The sequence below is a fragment of the Nguyenibacter vanlangensis genome, assembly GCF_013376155.1.
Taxonomy (GTDB): domain Bacteria; phylum Pseudomonadota; class Alphaproteobacteria; order Acetobacterales; family Acetobacteraceae; genus Gluconacetobacter; species Gluconacetobacter vanlangensis.
On record NZ_JABXXP010000305.1, the window covers coordinates 1 to 3,483 of the forward strand.

Annotated in this window: 5 protein-coding genes; 1 reads left to right on the forward strand and 4 read right to left on the reverse strand. The window is 67.6% G+C overall.

Features of this window, described 5'->3' with window-relative positions:
• Nucleotides 1-263, forward strand: a 263-nt coding sequence (locus HUK84_RS12825) for a cold-shock protein (RefSeq protein WP_281362808.1), incomplete at its 5' end; no start/stop codon positions are given.
• A gap of 307 nt (nt 264-570) precedes the next feature.
• On the opposite strand, the gene smpB is transcribed toward HUK84_RS12825, so the two are convergent.
• From smpB to HUK84_RS12845, 4 genes are all read right to left on the reverse strand, one after another.
• Nucleotides 571-1,059 (reverse strand): SsrA-binding protein SmpB, encoded by a 489-nt coding sequence (gene smpB, locus HUK84_RS12830; protein ID WP_176640644.1) that lies wholly within the window; start codon nt 1,057-1,059, stop codon nt 571-573.
• Nucleotides 1,060-1,062: 3 nt separating this feature from the next.
• Nucleotides 1,063-1,944, reverse strand: coding sequence for a 4-hydroxy-tetrahydrodipicolinate synthase (dapA, locus tag HUK84_RS12835; protein ID WP_218064361.1), 882 nt, complete (start codon nt 1,942-1,944; stop codon nt 1,063-1,065).
• Between the two features lie 181 nt (nt 1,945-2,125).
• On the reverse strand, nt 2,126-3,037 hold the full coding sequence (locus HUK84_RS12840; protein WP_176640647.1) for a prephenate dehydratase: 912 nt from the start codon (nt 3,035-3,037) through the stop codon (nt 2,126-2,128).
• 2 nt (nt 3,038-3,039) lie between these two features.
• Nucleotides 3,040-3,483 (reverse strand): cytidylyltransferase domain-containing protein (locus HUK84_RS12845; protein ID WP_374729337.1); only part of this gene is annotated, 444 nt, incomplete at its 5' end.

Genomic DNA, 3,483 nt, shown 5'->3' on the forward strand with positions numbered 1-3,483 from the left:
CCCCCGGCGGCTTTGGCGGCCGCCCGTCGCGCCCTGCCCCCGACCTGTCGCATGCGCAGGAAATGCGCGGCGTGGTCAAGTGGTACAATGCGACCAAGGGCTTTGGCTTCATCACGCCGGAAAGCGGCGGCAAGGACATCTTCGTCCATGCCTCGGCGCTGGAACGTTCGGGCCTGACCGGCCTGACGGAAGGCCAGACGGCCAATGTGCAGGTCGTCCAGGGCCAGAAGGGCCCCGAGGCCGCGTCGATCAGCGTCGACTGACTGCTTCGGCGGATGCCGGACAGGATGACGGGGTCGCCTTCGGGCGGCCCCGTTTTATTTTGGGTCTCGTTTCGGGAATGGCGGGTCTAGAGCCATATCCGTTCACACCGGTTCACGGATATGGCTCTAGCTCATTGTTTTAGCGAGCATCTTTATCCGACCGGATGCGCCCGTCCGGTCGGATGATGCTCTAGCGTCCTGATTCCGAAATTCGCAAGCGAATTTCGGAATCGAAAGGACACTAGAATCAATATTTTAGTGGCCTGCTGGTCCGAGAAATTCTCATAAGAATTTCTCGGGCAGGACACTAATCCCTGCCCTTGTTGCGCATCAGCCGGGCCTTGTCGCGCTGCCAGTCGCGATCGGCGATGGCCTGGCGTTTGTCGGCCTTCTTGCGTCCCTCGCCGATGCCCAGCGTGACTTTTGCGACGCCGCGGGCGTTGAAGTGAATATCCAGGGGCACCAGGGTGACGCCGTCGCGCGCCACGGCGCCCAGCAGCTTGTCCACCTGCTTGCGGTGCAGCAGCAGCTTGCGCGGCGCGCGGGTATCGAAGCGCGACAGGACGCCGCCCTGATATTCGGGGATATAGCTGTTGAACAGCCAGATCTCGCCGTTACGGTCGCCGGCATAGGCTTCGTTGATGGTGGCGCGGCCGAGGCGCAGGCTCTTGACCTCGGGGCCCTTCAGGACCAGCCCGGCCTCGATCGTCTCGACGATCGTGTAGTTGAAGCGGCCCTTGCGGTTCTGTGCCGCGATCCCGGTCGAGATCATGCCGCTCTTTTTCTTCTCGGCCATGGGTTAGTTCAGCAATCCCGCGAGGGCTAGGGCATCGCGCACCCGGGCGCGGGATTCGTCGGACAGCGGGGCCAGCGGCAGGCGGCAGGTCTCGCCGGCCAGGCCCAGCAGGCTGGCGGCGTATTTCACAGGTCCGGGGTTGCTTTCGCAGAACAGCGCGTCGTGCAGCGCCGACAGCCGGTCCTGGATCGCCATGGCGTCGGCCACGCGGCCGTCCTGCCAGGCGCGGTGCATTTCGGCGCACAGGCGCGGGGCGACGTTGGCGGTGACGCTGATGCAGCCCGTGCCGCCGGCTGCCAGGAAGGACACGGCGGTCCCGTCTTCGCCGGAAAGCTGGATGAAGGGCTTGTGGCGGATGGCGCGACGGACCTGCAGCGGGCGCAGCAGGTTGGCGGTGGCGTCCTTCACCCCCACGATGTGCGCGTGTCGCGCCATGCGGGCCATGGTTTCGACCGAGATATCGACGACCGAGCGGCCGGGAATGTTGTAGATGAACAGCGGCAGGTCGGTGGCGTCCGCGACCGCCATGAAATGACGGTAGAGTCCTTCCTGCGTCGGCTTGTTGTAATAGGGCGCGACCACCAGGACCGCGTCGGCGCCGGCGGTCTTGGCATGGCGGGCCATGGCGACGGCCTCGGCCGTGCTGTTGGAGCCGGCGCCGGCGATGACGGGGATGCGGCCGGCGACCGTCTGGACGGTGAATGCGACGACACGGGCATGCTCGTCATGGCTGAGGGTCGGACTTTCGCCCGTCGTGCCCATCGGGACCACGCCCGAGCTGCCCTCGGTCACCTGCCAGTCGATCAGTCGCCCGAATGCCGGAAAATCCAGCGATCCGTCGGTGTCCATCGGCGTAATCAGGGCGGTGATGGAGCCCTTGAACATGGTCGTTTCCACTTGAATCTCGCAGTCTTTGAGAATGGGCGCTGCCTTGGGGCGGGTCCAGGGGCCACGGGGCGCCGGTCCGTTCATGCCTCTGTTAATGCGGGGTGCGGGGGCAAGACAACTCTCGATCGGTTGCGAAAGGCCCGATGCGGGCCGTTTGCGTCCGTGGAGGCCCTGCCCCCTATCGTTTGTCCGCCTGTTTGGCGCCCGTCTGTCCGACGTCCGTGTTCTGAGGGACGTCCCGACGGAAGGGGGCGGCGGGATAGACGCCCAGGATCGATGCGTTTTCGGAGAAGAAGGCGAGTTCGGCGAGGGCGCGGGACAGCGCCGGGTCGTTGGGGTGGCCTTCGACGTCCATCAGGAACTGGGTTGCGGCGAACGAGCCGTCGAGCATGTAGCTTTCGAGACGGGTCATGTTGACGCCGGCGGTGGCGAAGCCGCCCAGCACCTTGTACAGCGCGCCGGCGGTGTTGCGGACGCGGAAGAGGACGGTGGTGATCGTGTCGGGCTGGCCCGCCGGGGGGCGGGCGGCGTCACGCGAGGCGATGTAGAAGCGCGTGGTGTTGTGGGACGCGTCCTCGACATTCCGGCGCAGGATGACCAGGCCGTTCAGTTCGGCGGCGAGCGACGAGGCGACGGCCACGTCCTCGGGGTTGCCCCATTGGGCCACCAGTTCGGCCGAGCCGGCCGTGTCGAATTCGACGACCGGGGTCAGGCCCAGTTCGTCGATGATGCCGCGGATCTGGGCCATGGCGACGGGGTGGGTATGGATGCGGCGGGCGGTGGCCAGCGTGCTGCCGGGAACGCCCATCAGGCAATGTTCCACCCGCTGGAAATGCTCGCCCACGATGTGCAGCCCGGCCTGGGGCAGCAGCGCGTGGATGTCGGGCACCCGGCCGGCCAGGCTGTTCTCGCATGCCAGCATCGCCTGGTCGGCCCGGCCGTCATGGACCGCCGCGATGGCCTCGGCGAAGGTCGCGCATGGCAGGGTGGCCCAGCCCGGGCGGGCCTGGCGGCAGGCCAGGTCGGAATAGGCCCCGGGCCGCCCCTGGAAGGCGATGATGCCGTGGGTGGGCGCGTTTGGCGCGGACATGGTCATGCCTCCCCTCCCCGCTGCCCTTCCTGTGTCAGCGCGCGGCGTGCGCGGGCCAGGTCGTCCGGCGTGTCGACGCCGGACGGCGCGTGGTCGATGCGGCAGCATCCGATCGTCATGCCGGCTTCGAGCGCCCTGAGCTGTTCCAGCTTCTCCCGCCGTTCCAGCGCGGATTCCGGCAGGCCGACGAAACGGGCCAGGGCCGCGCGGCGATAGGCGTAGATGCCGACATGGTGCCAGAGCGGGCCCGTGCCCCAGGGAATTGCCGCGCGGGAGAAATACAGCGCGCGGGCGATGCCGTGCGGATCGTCGTCGGCGAAGGCGCAGGCGACCTTGACCACCGAATCGCGCGCGGCCTCGTCGGCATCGGCGATGGGGGCGGCCAGGGTGCCGATATCGGTGCGGGGATCGGCCAGGGGGCGCAGCGCGGCCCCGAGGGTGCGGGG